The 18,572-nt window shown below is 39.2% G+C and carries 13 protein-coding genes and 1 riboswitch; of the genes, 6 read left to right on the forward strand and 7 right to left on the reverse strand.

Features of this window, described 5'->3' with window-relative positions:
* Positions 1 to 34 precede the first annotated feature (34 nt).
* Positions 35 to 142: riboswitch (SAM riboswitch) on the reverse strand.
* Between the two features lie 137 nt (positions 143 to 279).
* Positions 280 to 1,557 carry a peroxiredoxin gene (locus ASF92_RS05840; RefSeq protein WP_056089341.1) on the forward strand — a complete coding sequence of 426 codons (1,278 nt, stop codon included), beginning with the start codon at positions 280 to 282 and terminating at the stop codon, positions 1,555 to 1,557.
* 134 nt (positions 1,558 to 1,691) lie between these two features.
* On the opposite strand, the gene ASF92_RS05845 is transcribed toward ASF92_RS05840, so the two are convergent.
* From ASF92_RS05845 to rhaT, 5 genes are all read right to left on the reverse strand, one after another.
* Complete coding sequence (locus ASF92_RS05845; RefSeq protein WP_056089345.1) at positions 1,692 to 2,837, reverse strand: alpha-hydroxy acid oxidase; 1,146 nt, start codon at positions 2,835 to 2,837, stop codon at positions 1,692 to 1,694.
* A gap of 13 nt (positions 2,838 to 2,850) precedes the next feature.
* A complete protein-coding gene (locus ASF92_RS05850) occupies positions 2,851 to 4,236 on the reverse strand; it encodes an FGGY-family carbohydrate kinase (RefSeq protein ID WP_056089348.1) in 1,386 nt (461 codons plus the stop codon).
* Between the two features lie 14 nt (positions 4,237 to 4,250).
* Positions 4,251 to 5,534: a hypothetical protein gene (locus ASF92_RS05855; RefSeq protein ID WP_056089351.1), complete on the reverse strand. Its 1,284-nt coding sequence runs from the start codon at positions 5,532 to 5,534 to the stop codon at positions 4,251 to 4,253.
* 150 nt (positions 5,535 to 5,684) lie between these two features.
* A complete protein-coding gene (locus tag ASF92_RS05860) occupies positions 5,685 to 7,805 on the reverse strand; it encodes a bifunctional rhamnulose-1-phosphate aldolase/short-chain dehydrogenase (RefSeq protein ID WP_056089353.1) in 2,121 nt (706 codons plus the stop codon).
* A gap of 25 nt (positions 7,806 to 7,830) precedes the next feature.
* Positions 7,831 to 8,922, reverse strand: a complete 1,092-nt coding sequence (gene rhaT, locus ASF92_RS05865) for an L-rhamnose/proton symporter RhaT (RefSeq protein ID WP_056089356.1) — start codon at positions 8,920 to 8,922, stop codon at positions 7,831 to 7,833.
* A 117-nt stretch (positions 8,923 to 9,039) separates the two neighbouring features.
* Between rhaT and ASF92_RS05870 the strand changes: the two genes are divergently transcribed.
* From ASF92_RS05870 to ASF92_RS05890, 5 genes are all read left to right on the forward strand, one after another.
* A complete protein-coding gene (locus ASF92_RS05870) occupies positions 9,040 to 10,071 on the forward strand; it encodes a GntR family transcriptional regulator (protein ID WP_056090997.1) in 1,032 nt (343 codons plus the stop codon).
* Positions 10,072 to 10,297: 226 nt separating this feature from the next.
* Positions 10,298 to 11,998, forward strand: coding sequence for a ribulokinase (locus ASF92_RS05875; RefSeq protein WP_056089360.1), 1,701 nt, complete (start codon positions 10,298 to 10,300; stop codon positions 11,996 to 11,998).
* The gene (locus tag ASF92_RS05880; protein WP_056089362.1) at positions 11,995 to 12,696 is read left to right on the forward strand and encodes an L-ribulose-5-phosphate 4-epimerase; all 702 of its coding nucleotides are present in this window, start codon (positions 11,995 to 11,997) and stop codon (positions 12,694 to 12,696) included. The genes ASF92_RS05875 and ASF92_RS05880 overlap by 4 nt, the downstream gene beginning before the upstream one ends.
* A gap of 158 nt (positions 12,697 to 12,854) precedes the next feature.
* Entirely contained in the window at positions 12,855 to 14,345 is a 1,491-nt protein-coding gene (gene araA / locus ASF92_RS05885; protein WP_056089365.1) for an L-arabinose isomerase, read from the forward strand.
* 30 nt (positions 14,346 to 14,375) lie between these two features.
* Positions 14,376 to 16,076: a sodium/solute symporter gene (locus ASF92_RS05890; RefSeq protein WP_056089367.1), complete on the forward strand. Its 1,701-nt coding sequence runs from the start codon at positions 14,376 to 14,378 to the stop codon at positions 16,074 to 16,076.
* A 533-nt stretch (positions 16,077 to 16,609) separates the two neighbouring features.
* On the opposite strand, the gene ASF92_RS05895 is transcribed toward ASF92_RS05890, so the two are convergent.
* Together ASF92_RS05895 and ASF92_RS05900 are read right to left on the reverse strand one after the other, a co-directional pair.
* Positions 16,610 to 17,626, reverse strand: coding sequence for a zinc-binding alcohol dehydrogenase family protein (locus tag ASF92_RS05895; protein WP_056089370.1), 1,017 nt, complete (start codon positions 17,624 to 17,626; stop codon positions 16,610 to 16,612).
* Positions 17,627 to 17,744: 118 nt separating this feature from the next.
* A complete protein-coding gene (locus tag ASF92_RS05900) occupies positions 17,745 to 18,533 on the reverse strand; it encodes an SDR family oxidoreductase (protein WP_056089373.1) in 789 nt (262 codons plus the stop codon).
* Positions 18,534 to 18,572: the final 39 nt, after the last annotated feature.

Raw genomic sequence — 18,572 nt, forward strand, 5'->3', positions numbered from 1 at the left:
CGCTCCACATAAATCGTAGAAAAAGCATTATACTGACTTAACTACCCGGCTAAATTGCCGGATGGAATTAGCACCATTTCTATTTTACCAGACGGTTGCTAAGGCTTCAAAGGGCCATTCCCTCCACCTTTCTTGATAAGTAATTTTAAAATAACTTCGGCAAAGATATGACTTATTATATTTACTCTATAGTTTTTATAGATTTTTTTATAAATATTTTTTCTTTGGAAGATACATGGGTATATTTGTCGACCGATTTAGTAGATTAAGTTGTTACAAATGAAAAAAAAGTTATTATATATTGCTTTGGCGATTGCCGCATTCGATTTCTCAGCCGTTTATGCTCAAACAAGTTTGGCATCGAGCGAAACGAAAACCAATAAGAAAGACAGTCAAAAACCAGCTGCCTTTGCTGCAGAAGGTAACTGGCGGGGCGTATTTAAAATAAAAGAAGGTTTAGAAATACCTTTCAATTTTGAAATCGCGGAGAAAGCCGGTGTAAAAAAAATGTTTTTCCGCAATGCCGAAGAGCGTTTTGAAGGCGGAACGGTTATACAAAGCGGAGATTCGATTTTTGTTAAGTTAGATCAGTTTGATAACGAGCTTGCTTTAGGTATAGATAACAACAAGCTGAATGGAATTTTGAGAAAACAAAACGGTTCTGCCCGGGCCACACAGGTTTTTGCAGAAAAGAAAAACTACCGTTTCAACACAAATGGAAAATCCGCAGCAGCAGATTTTTCTGGCAGTTACGATGTTGTTTTCAAATCTCCGGATGGAAAAGAAGAAAAAACCGTTGGTTTGTTTAAGCAGACCGGAAATAAGCTAACCGGAACATTTTTAAGGATAACCGGCGATTCCCGTTATCTGGAAGGTGTTGTTGAGGGAAATGAATTTCAGTTATCGAGTTTTATAGGTTCCTCACCTTCATATTACAGGGGAACATTTAATCAAAACGGAACGCTAAATGGTGAGGTTTTAGGTCTAAGAGGTTCACAGCCATTTACAGGAGTCAAAAATAAGGATGCTGCTTTGCCCGACGCATATAAACTTACTTATTTAAAAGAGGGTTATAAAACCCTCGATTTCTCTTTTCCGGATGTGAATGGAAAAAAGATTTCGTTAAGAGATGATAAGTATAAAAACAAAGTTGTCGTATTAACCATTACCGGCAGCTGGTGCCCGAATTGTATTGACGAAGCTGGCTTTATCGCACCGTGGTATAAAGAAAATAAGAAACGTGGTGTTGAAGTAATTGCTCTGCATTACGAGAGACAAACAGATGCCGACTACGTGAAAAAGGCACTTACCAATTTCAGAAATCACTTCGGTATTGAATACGACCAGGTAATTGCAGGTAAAGCAGACAAGCAAGCCGTTGCAGAATCGTTACCAGCGTTGAATTCATTTTTATCATTTCCTACAACCATTATTATTGATAAAGCCGGAAATGTTGCTCAAATACATACGGGATATAATGGCCCGGCGACAGGAAAATATTACGATGAGTTTGTGAAGGAGTTTAACGAGGAAATAAATAGCTTGCTGGCGAAATAGCCGGTACTTTAAAAAATTAAGGATGTGCGAGTTGCACATCCTTAATAACGTGATTGCAATAGAAACCGCATGTTGCAAAGAAAACTTTAAGCCACAACTTCCATAAAAAGATTTAAAGATATGCTCAAATCGAGTTAAGAAAGATGCTTATGCAAATCTTCTACCCTTTCGCAACCTACCTGATCCATGACCTGCTTAAGTTGAGTTTTAAGCATACCAATGGTATGATTACCGCCATCATTTCCTAAAGCACCAACGCCGTACATAAAAGTACGACCAAGGAAAGTAAAATCTGCCCCTGCAGCAATGCTTCTGGCAACATCAGGACCGGAACGAACTCCACTGTCCATCATCACTGTTAATTTATCTTTGAATTTAGGTGCAATCTGAATTAATGGCTTGATGGAAGACTGGCCTGCATCCAGCTGCCTTCCTCCGTGGTTAGAAACAATAATACCATCTAGCCCCAGTTGAACAGCCATTTGTGCATCTTCTTCTGTTGCTACACCTTTTAAAACCAGTTTACCTTTCCACTTATCGCGAATTGCTGAGATTCTTTCGGTATTCAACCTGCCCGAAAATGTCTTGTTCATGTAAAGTCCCAATTGTTTCATATTTAAACCTTTTGGCATATAGGGCTTCATCGTTTCAAATGCCGGTTGGCCATGGAAAAGCGTTCTCAAGGCCCATTCGGGTCTACCGCAGATTTGAAGCATGTTTTTCAGCGACATTTTCGGTGGCATAGCCAAGCCGTTACGAATATCGCGGGGCCGGAATCCAAAACTAGGAACATCACAAAGAATAACCAGCACTTTGCAGCCTGCAGCTTCTGCCCTATTAATAATATCGTCTTTAATTACACTTTCTGCAGGATGATACAATTGATACCAGGCATTTCCTTGCGTAATTTCCATAATACGCTCTATTGATGACGTACTCACGGTACTTAAAACAAACGGCACATTATGCTCGAACGCAGCTTTAGCTAATATTTCCGGTGCATTTGGCCAGATTAGCCCCTGCAAACCAACGGGAGCAATTCCGAAAGGTGCATCATAAGTATGGCCGAACAGATTCGTTTTTAATGAGGTTTCCTTAAAATCCCTGATGTAAAATGGCAGTAATTCTAAAGCCCTGATGTCATCCGTATTGCGAAATAAATTTACATCCTCGTTGCAGCCACCATCCAGGTATTCAAAAGCAAAACCTGGTATTTTAGATTTCGCTTTGTTTCTTAAATCATCAATCGATGGATAGTCGGCATTGTATTTCCAGCTCATTTTATGTTTTATTTTAGAATTGCATACTGCGTTGAATAGCAGAATAATATTTTAATTGAATGATGTCGCTTGGTGGCATATTTTGATTCCAGGAGTCGTGAATAGCCAACGCTGTTCCGATTGCAGTTGCCTGGGAAACTGAAGATGCATAAACCTCGGTATCAGGAATTGAGGTAGCAAGCAAATGCATATAAATCGCATTTTTACCGAATCCGCCATCTACGAAAATTCGTTTAACACCTTGATTTAATACCAATTTCAATGAATAAATTTGTTGTTTAACCAAATCAAAAATCAATTGGTGGTAAGCTTCTTCTGCAGTTTGGAACATATTTAAATCTCTATCACCAAAAGCTGATTTTTCTGAAAACGAGTTTTGTAAAATTTGATTTTCAGGAATTTTATTTGCTAATCGCAATATCATTCCAGGATTGAATTGCAAATGTTTAAACAGGTATGCTGCTCTATCGAAATGTTCGGCAATACGTTTTAACTGAACTTCATGCTCATACCCGGCAAAAATTCTCGACGCTTTTACGGCCTTTCCTTTGAAATGCATGTAGCAAAGGCAATCTTGCTTCAGTTCTTCCTCCGTTAAAACATCTTGATTAAACGGATTTAAACTTATGCACCAGGTTCCGGTTGAAAGTAATATGAATGGAACTGAAAAATTAGCCAAATACGGAATTAAAGCAGCAGAACTGTCATGTAAGCCCACGCCAACATGAAAATCATGACCTGCAAATTTGGTATGCACCACAGAGTCTGCGGGCGTATATATGCCGAATTTTTGTTCCAAGCTTTCTTTAATAACCCATTTATGGTATTCATTTTTACCGAAATCCCATAATTGAGTATGACAGCCGATACTGGTGATATCTGCAAGCGCTTTTCCCGAAATTAAATAACTTAAATATTGCGGTAAATGTAATGCATATTTAACTTTAGAAAAAACTTCAGGTCTTTCTTTTTTCAGGCGATACAACTGCATACCTGAATTTAAACTTCCTAAAACTGGAGAAGCTGTTTCTAAAGAAATTTTTGCCTCTCCCCCGTATTTTAAATAGAATTCATTTTTTAAATCTTCAGGATATTCTTTAAGGTAATTATAGAGTGGTGTAAGTGGTTCGCCATTTTCATCCAGGTACACGAAACTTGCACCATAAGTTGAAAAATTTATGGCTTTAATATCATATTCCTTTAACTGCATAACCTGATTTAAGGAATCGAAAACAGACGAACGAAGGCTTTCCAGGTTCTCACAAGGCTCGCCATCTTCATCTTTTGTTTCTACAAATCGAGCCGACCGCTCATAAACGATGTTGTAATTTTCATCAATTAGAAACAATTTTTTATTCGTTTTCCCTACATCAAATATCGCTGCAACGGTTTTTGGCATGTTCTCCTCCTTAATTATAAACCTGTTGCAACTGTACCCAAGCCACGGGTTTTAACTAAATTCTCGCGTACGCTAAGCTCACGGTATAAACTAATCGGCGATAAAGCTGCATTGGCTCTAAGTCTTGCTTCGGCAACCAACGCTCTAAAATCACTACGGAAAGTATTTTGTAAAATTTCCTGTGCTTTCGCGACATCATTGTTATTCTGAGCAGCATTTAACGCCTTTCTATCAACCAATAATGCTTGTGCATAGGCAATCATGATGGCCTCAACAGATTGTAATAAATCTTCCAATGGATCTTTAACGTTATGAGAAGCGTCAATCATCCAGCCTAAATCTTTAACATGATTCATTCCCTTTGCGTCCATACCCTCTACTAATTCGTTAAAAATTAAGAAAAGCTGGTAAGGTTTAATGCTTCCGGCCGTTAAATCATCGTCGCCATATTTGGAATCGTTGAAGTGGAAACCGCCTAACTTCCCTTCCATCAAAAGTAGTGCTACAATCTGCTCAATGTTGGCATTTGGCAAATGGTGACCTAAATCAACCAGAGTATATGCTTTTCTGCCAAGTTTCGAAGCATAAAGCAATGATTGTCCCCAATCGCCAACTGTTGTTGAATAAAAATTCGGTTCGAATGCTTTGTACTCTACAAACATTTTCCAGTCCTCCGGTAAAGCGGCATAAATTTCTTGTAAGCTTTCCAATGTATTTTCGAAAGCATTGCGGAAATTTAGCTGACCGGGGAAGCAGGAGCCATCGGCAAGCCAAACTGTTAGTGCATCAGAACCTAATGCAATGCCTTGTTTAATCACTTCAATGTTATGTTCTATTGCCTGCTTCCGCACAGCTTTATTTACATTTTGTAAGGAGCCAAATTTATAGCTGTGAGGGCTTCCTGCCTGATCTTGAAAAGTGTTCGAGTTCATTGCGTCGAACTTTAATCCGTAACCTGACGCCAGCGTTTTTAATGCTTCAGCATTTTGCGGAATATCCCACGGAATATGCAAAGAGATGGCACCACTTGCACCATTTAATGCATGAAGTAAACCTACATCTTCAATTTTTTCTTCAATTGTTCTAGGCTCACCGCCGGTTATTGCAAAGCGTCCAAACCGGGTTCCGCCCGTACCTAAGGCCCAGCTTGGAATCGCAATTTGAAAATCGACAAGTTTTTGAATTATGCTTTCTAAATCAATATGCGACCATTCTTCTTTCAAAAAATTTAGCTTTCGATGATGCGAAGTTATTAGGGCGTCATTATGTTTTTCTATTTGGTTCTGATCGATGTTCATCTTCTATTCGGTTAAACCAGTTTGTAAACACAAACTGTAGTCGGTTAATATACTATCTTACTCGTGAAAAATACGATGATGATACTAAAAGTTATTTCGGCCCGCAATGAGCCACGGGCCTTTTCGAAACAACTTACTAAACTATCTTAATTATCGTACAAATGCCATGGCAACACCACCATCAACATTTAAAACGTTACCTGTCGATTTTTGCAGCAAACCACCAACAAAGGCGAAACATGCGTTTGCAATATCATCTGGTAAAATAATTTGATTTAATAAAGTGCGTTTTGCATAATAAGCAGGCAATTCTGCAACGGTAACGCCGTAAGCTTTAGCTCTGCCTTCCGCCCAGCCACCAGCCCAGATGTTACTATCACTGATTACCGCATCGGGATTTACAACGTTAACACGAATGTTATCGCCACCGAGCTCAGCAGCATTTAACCGGCTTAAATGTAATTGAGCTGCCTTCGCACTGCCATAACCAGCATTATTAGGCCCGCTAACTAATGCATTCTTACTTACAATATTAATGATATCGCCGCCAATACTTTGCTTTTTCATCGTATTTGTTGCAGCCTGCGTAATAAAAAACTGGCCTTTTACCAAAACATCGTATAGTAAGTCCCAGTCTTGCTCGGTATGGTCGCTAATTGTTTTCGAAATTGATAAGCCTGCATTGTTCACCACAATATCAATACCACCAAAAGCCAATGCTGCCAAATCAAAAGCAGCGTTAATATCTTCCTGACTGGTTACATTTAAAATTGCCGTGCTGTAAGAATCTTTACCAAACTGGGCAGCGAATTCCTGTCCGGCAGCTTCTAAGCGTTCAGCATTCATATCGTTTAAAATCACTACAGCGCCTTCGGAAACGAATTTCTTAGCAATCGCTTTTCCAATTCCACCTGCACTACCTGTAATTAAAGCGATTTTGCCGGTCAATGGTTTCGGTTTTGGCATACGCTGAAGTTTCGCTTCCTCCAATAACCAATATTCAATATTGAAAGCTTCCTGATGTGGCAACGAAGTGTATTCAGAAATTGCTTCAGCTCCTTTCATCACATTAATGGCATTGATGTAAAATTCTGCGGCAACTCTTGCTGTTTGTTTATCTTTAGAAAAAGTAAACATTCCGATGCCCGGATATAGAATTACGACTGGATTCGTATCGCGTATTGCCGGACTGTTAGGGTGTTTACAAGTTTCATAATAATCGGTATACATTGCCCTATATGCCTCGAAAGCTGGCTCTAAAGTTTCTTTTAAAGTTTTTGTATCTGATAAATCTGCATCTGCTGTCAAGGTTAAAACCAGCGGACTGATTTTTGTTCTCAAGAAGTGGTCAGGACAACTGGTACCCATAGGGGCCAATCTGGATAAATCATTTGAGTTAATGAATTCTAAAACACGGGCATCATCTGTAAAATGACCGATCATGTGTTGTTTCGAAGAACATAAACCACGCAGAACAGGCGCTAAAGTTGCTGCTTGTTTTTTACGTTTATCAGACGCCGCACTTTCTATTTTTTGTCCGCCAAAAACAGGACCCTTTTTTCCATAATTTTTAGAGAGATAATCCGAACAAATCTCGATAACATCCAGGGTGTTTACATAACTTTCGTAAGCAGTATTGCCCCAGGTAAATAATCCGTGAGAACCCAACATAATTCCACGGATACCAGGATTTTCATCAAGGCATTTTTTCAAAGTCAGCCCCAATTCAAAACCAGGTTTTTTCCATTCAACCCAGCCAATTGTACCACCGAATAATTCTTCAGTTATTTTTTTCCCGTCTTTAGCCGCTGCAATCGCAATCGCTGCATCAGGATGCAGATGGTCGATATGTGCAAATGGCAAGAATCCATGCAAGGGCGTATCAATAGAAGGCGCCTTAGAGCTCAAATCGAAAATACAATGGTTAAATAGCTCAACCATTTCATCTTCGTGTTCCACACCTCGATAAATATTTTTTAAGCTTCTGAGTCTGTCTACATAGAGGGCGGCCAATCCGTTTTTCTTCAAAGTACCTAAATCTCCACCAGATCCCTTAACCCACATCACTTCTGTCCCTGAACCTGTTAAAGGGTCTTTCTCTAATAATTTACATGACGTGTTACCGCCGCCATAATTCGTTAATCGTAGATCTGCACCCAGTAAGTTAGAGCGATAGATTAACAATGCAACTTCATCTCCGGCTAATTTTGCAGCCTCTTCTTCATCCCATAAGTAGCTTACGTACTTATAATTTGTTTCTTTAACAGACATCTATATTTAATATTTACTTTTTAAATTATTTAATTGAATTGCCGTAGCCAACTATAAGTACGGATACGATTATGGTTAAAATACCGACCAAAACGGTTGTTAATGTTTTCTTTGATACACCTTTCCATTCTTTTAAAACCAAACCCCAAACATTCGCTATTAGGATTATGAAAGCCATATGTAAAATCCAGGAGCTGGCGCCATTACCCATTTTGCTTTCGCCCATTCCATAGAAGAAAAATTGCAGGAACCAGGTTGTACCTGCGATTGCAGAGAAGATGTAATTCTTCAGTAATGGTGTGCTTCCTTTCGTGTAATCACCAAAAGTTTTATTGCGGGCATTTAGAACCATACACCAGATAAAGTTAGTAGTTAAGCCGCCCCAAAGTACAACCACATAAGTTACATTATTCTGGAAAAGAAAATTACCCGTTTCAGATGGATTTGCCGCTTTCCAGATTGCGTTGGCGGCATCAGCCATTGGCTTTCCGGCTTCGATACCGAAATTAAAACAAGCACTCAATACACCTGATACAATACCGACAAATAAACCTAAACCAAATTTATACTCCGTTTTAACTTCCATTCCGTGTGGATCGGTAACGTCGGATTTAATTTCTTTTTCTTTCATCATACCTGCCTTACCGCAGATAACAATACCTAAAACGCAAACTAAAAGCCCTAAAAGAACCATTCTACCCCAGCTGGTTTCGATAAACATCGAAAACGTATCTTTACCTGCCTGGGGAAAAAAATCGAAATAAATTGAAGGCAAAACGGAGCCGAGAACCATACAAAGGCCCAGGATGATACTACTGCCCAACGAAACCCCTAAATAACGAACACCCAGTCCATAAGTTAGACCGCCGATGCCCCAAAGAATGCCAAAGAAATAAGTTAATATTAAAGTGCTTCCGCTTGTACCTGCAATGATATCTGTAAAGTTCGGGATTGTTAAAAATGCGGCAAGTGGGGGAACAATTAACCATGAAAATATACCGCCAACGATCCAGTAGCTTTCCCATGCCCAACCTTTAACTTTTTTATACGGAATGTAGAAGCTACCGGAGGCAAAACCGCCGATAAAATGGAAAATTACGCCTAGAATTGCTTGCATATTAATGGTTTTATATTTGGTTTTCGAATGTAGAAATTGAAATATACTTAACTGTTATGTACTGTCATGCTAATCACGAATGTGTTTGTTATATTTGAGGAAAATATCTCCAAAGTTTTGAAATCCGAAGATTTAATAAACCATATTACAATCGATGAATATTCTGCCACGCCGAAATATAAGCAACTAGTAAACACGATTTTATATGCAATTGAAACAGGAAAAATCCAAAATGGAAGCATGTTGCCTTCGATTAACGAATTAAGTTTCGTTTTAGAAATATCGAGAGACACAGCAGAAAAAGGTTATCGCCGGCTCAGAAAACTTGGCGTTATCGAGTCTATCCCGGGGAAAGGCTACTTTGTTATCGATACAGATTTTTCGAGACAACTTAAAATCTGTTTATTGTTTAATAAATTGAGTACGCACAAAAAAATCATCTACGATTCTTTTACAAAAGCTATTGGCGAAAGAGCTGCAATTGACTTATATGTATACAACAACGACTTTTCGCTTTTCAAAAGCCTTCTTAATAATAAAAAAGAGGGTTACACACATTATGTAATCATACCTCATTTTACTGAAGGCGATGAAAAGGCACAGGACGTTATTAATGCGATACCGAGAGAGAAACTTGTCATTTTAGATAAACTCCTGCCGGGAATTACCGGTGAATATGCTGCTGTTTACGAAAATTTTGCTCAAGATATTTATAATGCACTCGAACAAGCCTTAACACCACTGTCAAAATATGAAACTTTAAAAGTTATCTTCCCGAAAAACACTTATTTCCCGCAAGAAATCTTAGATGGCTTTTACAGGTTTTGCCAGCAATATGCTTTCAATCATAAAGTTGTAGATAATATAGTTGATGAAGAAATAAGCGTGGGTGAAGTTTACATCAGTTTAATGGAAGATGATCTGGTTACGCTTATCGAAAGGTTGTTAGCGAAGGGAATGGAAGTTGGCAAAGATGTTGGCGTCATTTCCTATAATGAAACACCACTGAAGCGAATAATTCTAAACGGCATCACGACAATTTCTACTGATTTCGCAATGCTTGGTACTGAAACAGCACATTGTATCTTAAATAACATCCGCCAAAAAATACACGTTCCTTTTTATTTGAATTTAAGGAAATCGCTTTGAGAAAAAAATCAGCAGACGCCTATTTTTATCTACAATTTCCGGGTGATTGCTTTCAGAAATATATGGCGACAATACCATTAATCTACTTAAAAAATTGTTTATTTTTAGAGATTAAGTCATATACAACTGGCTATTTAAACTAATGTGGAAATTAATAATTCTCAAAATGAAACAAAAATTTTTATATATGAATAAATAAACGTTAATTAGACATTTATTTATTGTTATGAGCACAGCAAACTATGTAATTGGCGTAGATTACGGGACAGATTCTGTTCGTTCGGTTCTTGTCGATACCGCAAATGGAAAGGAAATAGCCTCTTCTGTTTTTCTTTATCCAAGATGGCAAAAAGGCCAATATTGTAAACCATCTCTTAATCAATTCAGACAACATCCTTTAGATTATATTGAGGGATTAACCCATACCATTAAAGATTGTATAAACAAAGCAGGCGGCGAATCCATTGCTGTACTGGTTAAAGGAATTTCAATTGATACAACAGGATCCAGTCCGGTAGCTGTTGATGAAACCGGTACGCCGCTGGCATTAAAACCTGAATTCGCGGAAAATCCGAACGCAATGTTTGTGCTATGGAAAGATCATACCGCTGTAAAAGAAGCTGCTGAAATAAACAAACACGCGACGAAATTCCCTATAAATTATTTAAAATATGTTGGTGGAATTTATTCTTCTGAATGGTTCTGGTCCAAATTACTCCACATTTTAAGAGTGGATACGCAAGTAAGAAAAAATGCATTTTCCTGGGTAGAACATTGCGATTGGATTCCATTTTTACTAAGCGGCAAAAACGATGTAAAGGAAATGAAACGCAGCCGTTGCGCTGCTGGTCATAAAGCCCTCTGGGCGGAAGAATTTGATGGATTACCTCCTGAAGGATTTTTCGAAAGTCTGGACCCTTTATTAAAAGGTTATCGTGAAAATCTATTTAAAGACACCTACACTTCTGATGTTTCGGCAGGAAATTTAAGTTCCGAATGGGCTGATAAATTAGGTTTAAGCACAGATGTGGTTATAGGTGTTGGCGCTTTTGATGCGCATATGGGTGCCGTTGGTGGACAAATTGAGCCTTATTATTTAAGTAAAGTGATGGGAACCAGTACCTGCGATATTCTGGTAGCGCCAAATAAAGATATGGAAGGCAAATTGGTAAGCGGAATCTGCGGACAAGTTAACGGCTCCGTTATTCCTGGAATGGCAGGTTTGGAAGCCGGTCAATCTGCTTTCGGGGATGTTTACGCCTGGTTTAAAAATCTGATTAGCTGGCCTGTTAACAATTTGCTTTCAGAATCTACGCTTATTGATGACCATACCGCTCAGGCCCTGAAAGAGGAGCTGGAAAATAAAATCATCGTAAATCTAAGCAAGCAAGCTTCCGAATTACCCATTGACGACTACCCTGAATTGGCCTTAGATTGGTTAAACGGCAGAAGAACCCCTGATGCAAACCAAGAATTAAAGGGCGCCATTACCGGACTGAGTTTAGGCACCGACGCACCAAGATTTTTCAGGGCTTTGGCTGCTGCAACCTGTTTCGGAGCGAAAAGTATTGTAGATAGATTCAAAGAACAAGGCGTACCTGTTAAAGGCATTATTGGCATTGGTGGTGTAGCGAAAAAATCATCATACATTATGCAAATGATGGCCGATGTTTTGGAAATGCCAATCCGTATTCATCGTTTCGAACATACCTGCGCATTAGGTGCAGCAATGTTTGCAGCTGTTGCGGCTGGCATTTATCCGGATATTGAAACTGCAATGGCAGCAATGGGAACCGGATTTGAGAAAGAATACCAGCCTGAAATAAAAAACATAAAAATTTACCGTCAGCATTACCAACAATATTTAGGCCTTGGGCGCTATATTGAAAAGTACAATAAAAAAGATGTTAAACCATACATATCATGAGTAGCTACCTGGATATAAAAGAGCAGGCTTATGCAGCAAATATGCAGCTGCCAAAGTTAGGTTTGGTTCTTTTCACCTTCGGAAATGTTAGCGCGGCAGATCGTGCTAAAGGGGTATTTGCCATTAAGCCAAGCGGTGTTCCTTATGAGGATTTATCTCCGGAAAAAATGGTTATTGTAGATTTTGATGGAAATACCGTTGAAGGAAACTTACGTCCATCTTCTGATACACAAACACATGCAGTTCTTTACAAACATTGGGAAGATATTGGCGGCATCGTACACACACATTCTACCTACGGAACGGCCTGGGCACAGGCGCAAAGGGCTATTCCGATTTTCGGAACTACACATGGCGACCACCTAACAGTTGATATTCCTTGCGCTCCACCAATGGACGACGATATGATTAAAGGAAATTATGAGTATGAAACAGGTTTCCAGATCATGAATCACTTTGAAAGTTTAGGCTTGAGCCATAAAGAAGTAGAAATGATTCTAGTAGGCAACCATGCTCCTTTTACCTGGGGAAAAACGGCAGAGAAGGCGGTTTACAATAGTGCTGTTTTAGAAGCAGTTGCACAAATGGCCATACTAACCGAGCAAATTAACTCGAATGCGCCTAGGTTAAAAGATTCTTTAATAAAGAAACATTACGAGCGCAAACATGGTGCTGATGCCTATTACGGACAAAAATAGGGTTTAAGTATCAGCACTGGCATAGGTTGACTAAAACTGTTGATTATGTATGCCGATTTTTCATCGGGATAAATTGAAAGCAGATTATTGGAACCGATGAGCATTGAATTGCTTGCCGAATAAATAAATAAAATAGCTAAATTTCTAACCACAATAAAATGATTGATTTAAAAAAATTACAGGTTTGGTTTATTACAGGGACTCAGGATTTGTACGGAGAGGAAACCTTAAAACAAGTTGCCATACATGCAGAAGAAGTTGCAAAATCATTAAATACTAACGAAAAAATTTCTGTTTCAGTCGTTTACAAACCAATTGTAAAAAACACAGATGAAATTTTTGAAACCTTACAAAGTGCGAATACAGATGAAAATTGTATCGGTGTTATAACCTGGATGCATACCTTCTCTCCCGCGAAAATGTGGATTAGAGGTTTAAATGTGTTACAGAAACCATTATTACATTTGCACACACAATTTAACCGGGATATTCCATGGAGTTCGATTGATATGGATTTCATGAACCTGAACCAGAGCGCACACGGAGACAGGGAATTCGGTTTTATGGTAACACGTATGCGTAAAGACAGAAAAGTTGTTGTCGGACATTGGCAGGACGAAGAAGTTGCTTCACAGATAGATACCTGGTGCCGTGCAGCCGCAGGCTGGCATGATTGGCAAGGCGCAAAATTTGCCCGATTTGGAGATAACATGCGCTATGTTGCAGTAACAGATGGCGACAAAGTAGAAGCAGAAATGAAATTCGGTTTTTCTGTAAATACCTACGGAATAGGCGATTTAGTTGCTGTAATTAATGCAGTTGATGAGGAGTCGATTCAAAATTTATTAAAGGAATACGAAGCAATATATGAAATAGCAGATGATTTAAAAGCTGGTGGTGCCAGACATTCTTCGGTTTACGAGGCTGCAAAAATAGAGCTAGGTTTAAGGAAGTTCTTAGAAGAAGGTAACTTTAAAGGTTTTTCCGATACATTTGAAGACTTGCACGGCATGATTCAGTTGCCTGGTATTGCTGCACAACGTTTAATGGCTGATGGTTACGGTTTCGCTGGCGAAGGTGACTGGAAAACCACAGCTTTAGTTCGTGCGTGTAAAGTTATGGGCTCGGGTTTGGCTGGCGGAAACGCTTTTATGGAAGATTACACGTACCATTTCGATCCGGAAAACGCCATGGTTTTAGGTTCACATATGCTTGAGGTTGATGCATCATTGGCAAAAGGAAAAGCAAGCCTGGAAGTTCATCCATTAGGTATAGGTGGAAAGGCAGACCCGGCGCGTTTGGTTTTTAATGTTGCTGGTGGTGATGCATTAAATGCTTCTTTAATCGATATGGGCAATCGTTTCCGCTTATTGGTTAACGAAGTAAAAGCAGTTGAAGTAGAACAAGATTTACCAAATTTACCCGTTGCCAGGGTACTTTGGAAACCACTTCCTGATATGAAAACAGGTTGTGCAGCATGGATTTATGCTGGTGGTGCACACCATACGGCTTATAGTCAGAATTTAACAGCGGAACATCTGTCAGATTTTGCAAATATCGCAGGTATAGAGTATATTAACATCGGCATAGATACTAAGATAAACCAGTTTAGAAACGAGCTTCAATGGAATGAAGTTTTTTATAAATAAAACAAATAAATAACCAAATTAAACTAAATTATGAACAGATTTTCAACGGTCGATTACACCGTTTTTATCTTTTACTTCATCTTGATTTCCGCTTACGGGTATTGGATTTACAGTAGTAAGAAAAATAAAGCTACATCAGGAAGTCACGACTTCTTTCTTGCCGAAGGTTCCTTAACCTGGTGGGCGATAGGTGCATCACTAATTGCCTCTAACATTTCAGCCGAGCAATTTATCGGTATGAGTGGTCAGGGTTTCCAGGTTGGTATGGCCGTTGCCGCATACGAGTGGGTCGCAGCTATTGCATTGATTGTTGTAGCCGTTTGGTTTATTCCGGTTTACCTTAAGAACAAAATTTTTACCATGCCTCAGTTTCTTCAAACGAGGTATAATGAAACGGTAAGTTTAATAATGGCTATATTTTGGTTATTCTTATACATTTTTGTAAACCTGACTTCTATTTTATACCTGGGTTCCATAGCGATAAGCAGCATGATAGACCCTATGTATTTCAAATATATTGTGATTGGCTTAGCTGCATTTTCACTTATCATCACGCTTGGCGGTATGAAGGTAATTGGTTTTACAGATGTAATTCAGGTTATTGTACTAATAGCAGGCGGTTTAGTTACCACTTATATCGCGCTAACCATGGTGAGTGACCATTTCGGGTTAGGGAAAGACGCTATTGCAGGCTTTAAAATGTTGATGAAGGACTCTCCGGACCATTTCAAAATGATTTTAGAGAAACCCAATGCAAATTCATCACAAGAATACGTAAATAAGTACCTGGCTTTGCCTGGTATAGCAATGTATTTTGCAGGTCAGTGGATTGTGAACCTAAATTATTGGGGTTGCAATCAGTACATTACACAAAGAGCGCTTGGTGCCGATCTAAAGACGGCTAGAACAGGTATTTTATTTGCCGGGTTTTTGAAATTGGGTATGCCCATTATCGTGATGTTGCCAGGTATCGCAGCTTATGTTTTACATAGAAATGGTGCCCTTCAACATGAAATGGCCCCAAATGGAACAGTTATAGCCGATAATGCATACTCGGCTGTTTTAACATTTCTACCTAACGGATTAAAAGGATTGTCATTAGCAGCACTTACGGCAGCGATAGTTGCCTCATTGGCTGGTAAGGCAAACAGTATTTCAACCATCTGGACATTAGATATCTATAAAAAATACATCAATAAAAATGCGGATGAAAAGAAATTGGTCGTTGTTGGACGGTTAAGTATTTTCGTTGCAATTGTAATGTCGGTTGTTTTAACCTGGGATGATTTATTAGGTATAGGTGGCGAAGGCGGATTTACTTTTATACAGAAGTACACAGGATTTATTAGTCCCGGTGTTTTTGCCATGTTTCTCCTCGGTATGTTTTGGAAACGCACCACAGGTACTGCGGCAATTGCAGGTTTAATAACCGGATTTTTACTTTCTGTCGTTTTCAATAACTATGCGCCAACCTGGTTTGGACACGAAAACTTCTTGTATACAGCTTACATAAATAAAGATGGTGTTTACGAAATTCCTTTCTTAATTTGTATGGGATTATCGTTCCTGTTTACGATGATAGTAATGGTTGGACTAAGCTTGCTGGGTCCAAAAGAGAACCCTAAAGCATTCGAATTAGATAAATCGATGTTCAAAGTTGCTCCATCTACTTTAGTTTTAATTGTAGTTACATTACTCTTAATTACACTTATTTACGTGAAATTCTGGTAGATACGGTAATTGAATTAAAGCAAAAGGGGCAATTCTCGTAACGGAGATTGCCCCTTTTTTTATAGACTTTAAATGGCTGTCATCAACGTTTCGTTAGGCATGTTAATGTGCTTGTTATAGCCCTTTAAGATTCCCGCATGCGCGGGAAAGACGATATGGAGCGCTATCGTCATCCCAATTTAATAGGAAATATTAATGAATTTGCTGTAGCGCTTTAAGATTCCCGCCTGCACGGGAAAGACGACATAGAGAACAACCGTCATCAATTTAATAGGAATCTTAATATATTTATCGTAGCGCTTTAAAATCCCCCCTGCGCGGGAAAGACGACATGGAGAACAACCGTCATCAATTTTATAGGAAACTTAATTTTTATTGTAGCCCTTTAAAATTTTCCCGCCTGCGCGGGAAAGACGATATGGAGAACAACCGTCATCAATTTTATAGGGAACTTAATATATTTATTGTAGCCCTTTAAAATTTCCCTCTCCGCGGAAAAGACGATATGGAAAATGGCCGTTAGAACTTAAACTTTAAATAATACTAACCATTGCTTTAATCACGCCATTCTTTGGGTCTAGCCATTTTTCAAATTCATTTTTTACCTCCTCAAATTTAACCTGATGCGTAATGTAATTTGTAGGATTTACCAATCCTGCTTTCATCGATTTAATTACGTGTTCAAAATCCTCGATGGTTGCATTTCTACTGCTCATTAATGTCGATTCGCGTTTATGAAATTCCGGATGGTTAAAAATCAACTCTCCTTTTTGCAAGCCTATCAACACGAATCGTGCTCCGTGAGCCATATAATTAATGGCGTTATTAATTGCCCTTTGATTTCCCGTAGCATCAATTACTACTGTGGGCATATCGCCGTTAGTGATATCGCTAAGTTGTTGAGTTACATCAGGCGCAAGCGCATTAACCACGTGGGCAACTTTTAATTTATCCTTACAAAATGCCAGCCGATCTTCGTTGATATCTAAAGCAATCACATTTGCACCAGCAATTCGGGCAAATTCCATCGTTCCTAAACCAATCGGACCAGCTCCAATTACCAGCACAAATTCGCCTGGTTGAATAGCTGCCCTCCGAACACCGTGGGCACCGATTGCGAGAGGCTCCACCAACGCAAGTTCATCATAACTCAAACCTTCGCCGTGCAAAAGCGTTTTCGAAGGTACCTGCAAATATTCCCGCATGCCACCATCTACATGTACGCCACAAACCTGCATGTTAACACAGCAATTTGGCTTGTTCATGCGGCAGGCAATGCATTCTCCGCAGTTAAAATAAGGAATAAAAGTTACAGCCTCACCTATTTCAAAACCTTCAGCGCCATCTGCTTCCACCAACTCCCCTGAAAGTTCATGCCCCAAAACCCGAGGATAATTAAAAAATGGCTGTGTACCTTCAAAGGCGTGTAAATCAGTGCCACAAATACCAATTCGCTTAATTTTAATAATGGCGTGGTCCTTCTTTAACTCCGGTTTTACTGTTTCAGAATATTCGAAAGTACCGGGTGTTGTACAAGTAAGAGTTTTCATTTTTAATTTAGTGATGAGTAAAAAAAACGTCATCTCGACTGAAGCATAGTGGAATGGAGAGATCTGTTGAGATAGATTTCTCGGCTGCGTTGCACTTCGCTCGAAATGACGGGCTGGGTTACGCGTTTGCTAAGGCCCTGTCTAAATGAACATAACCACCATCTACATGAATAATTTGTCCCGTAGTATGGCTCGATTTTGACGACATCAGGAAAGCAGTCATGTTGGCAATTTCTTCTGCGGTTGTCATTCTATTTTCCAACGGGATTTTGGCGGTAATTTCGTCCAATTTAGCTTGTGCATCAGGTAAAGTTTCAATCCAGGTCTCATAAGCTGGTGTCCAACATTCGGCCACTACCACCGCATTAACACGGATTCCGTATTTCAAAAGCTCTACCGCCCATTCGCGGGTTAAAGCGTTTCGGCCACCGTTTGCTGCAGCATAAGCTGAAGTATTTCCCTGACCAGTTTCCGCCGTTTTTGAAGTAATGTTTACTATAGCCCCTTTGCTTTTAATTAATTCCGGCAAGGCGTGATGTGCCATTAGATAATAGTGAACTACGTTCTTGTGCAACGAGGCCATAAAATCTTCGTAGTTGCCACTTTCTAAACCCACGCCATCATTTACACCTGCGTTGTTTACCAAACCATCAATTCTTCCAAATTGAGCTATGATTTCAGCAACAACTTTCTTACAATCATCAGGATTGGATAATTCGGCAACAAATTGTGCAGCCTTTCCACCTTGTTCGGCAATTGCATCAACAACTTTTTGGTTATCGTCGGCCTTCCTGCCAACAACTACTGCGATGGCATTTTCCTTTGCAAAAACTTCTGCAATGCTACGTCCGATACCTTTTGCAGCACCAGTAATTACGATCACTTTTTCTCTTAACTGTAAATCCATATTTTTCTATTTAGTGAATGATTGAATTTTGAATAAATA

The sequence above is a fragment of the Pedobacter sp. Leaf176 genome (genome assembly GCF_001424305.1).
Lineage (GTDB): Bacteria > Bacteroidota > Bacteroidia > Sphingobacteriales > Sphingobacteriaceae > Pedobacter.